The 1,047-nt window shown below is 72.3% G+C and carries 1 pseudogene; it reads left to right on the top strand.

The features are described 5' to 3' along the window. The first annotated feature begins 51 nt into the window (after positions 1 to 51). Positions 52 to 1,027: pseudogene (locus PH190_RS30570) on the top strand (IS5 family transposase). Positions 1,028 to 1,047: the final 20 nt, after the last annotated feature.

Raw genomic sequence — 1,047 nt, 5'->3', positions numbered from 1 at the left:
GCTAGGGCGTGTCTGATGAATCATCGGGCGTGACTCTGACAAGATCTCGTTGTGCGTTCGCCGGTGATCTCTGATGAGGCGTGGGTGTGGCTCGAGCCGCTGCTGCCCGACCGGACACCGCGTCGGGGTGGGCAGTGGCGTGACCATCGCGAGGTGCTCGAGGGGATCGCCTGGCGGTATCGCACGGGCTCGCCGTGGCGGGATCTGCCCGCGGAGTTCGGGCCGTGGCAGAGCGTCTATGACCGGCATGTGCGCTGGTCACGCGACGGCACCTACGACCGGATCTTCGCCGCGGCGCACACCGCCGCCGAGGCGGCCGGGGAGCTGGACTGGCTGGTCGCGGCGGACTCGAGCCTGATGCGGGTCCACCAGCACGGCGCGACCGCGCGCCGCTGGAGCGGCAACGCCGCGACCGTGTCCGCGGGACACGGTGCCGAGCCGTCGGGCCAGGCCCAGCACGTGGAGGCCCAGGTCGGCGATGCTGCGTCGGACACAGGGGGCCCGGCCGGGATCCGACGAGCCCGGCTGGGCCGAGCCCGATCACCACGCGATCGGCCGGTCCCGGGGCGGGTTGACCACCAAGTTGCACCTGCTCACCGACGGGCAGGGCCGGCCGCTGGTGCTGCTGCTGACCCCGGGCAACGTCAACGACTGCCCGACGTTCCCGCAGCTCATCGCCGGTCTGCGCGTCGCCAAGCCGGGTCCGGGGCGACCCCGCACCCGGCCGAACCACGTGCTCGGCGACAAGGGCTACAGCTCGCGGGCGAACCGGGAACTGCTGCGCCGGCGCGGCATCCCGCACACCATCCCCGAGCCCCGCGACCAGCAGGCCAACCGGGCCCGCCGCGGCAGCCGCGGCGGGCGACCGGTGGGGTTCGACAAGAAGCGCTACCAGCGCCGCAACGTCGTCGAACGCGGCTTCAACCAGCTCAAAGCGTGGCGCGGGATCGCCAGCCGCACCGACAAGCACGCCATCAACTACCGCGGCGGCATCACCTTCCGCGCCACCCTGGCCTGGATCTCATGATCCGCCAGACACGCTCTAGC

The sequence above is a fragment of the Actinomycetospora straminea genome (genome assembly GCF_028737255.1).
GTDB lineage: Bacteria > Actinomycetota > Actinomycetes > Mycobacteriales > Pseudonocardiaceae > Actinomycetospora > Actinomycetospora straminea.
This window is presented reverse-complemented; position numbering and strand designations above follow the sequence as displayed.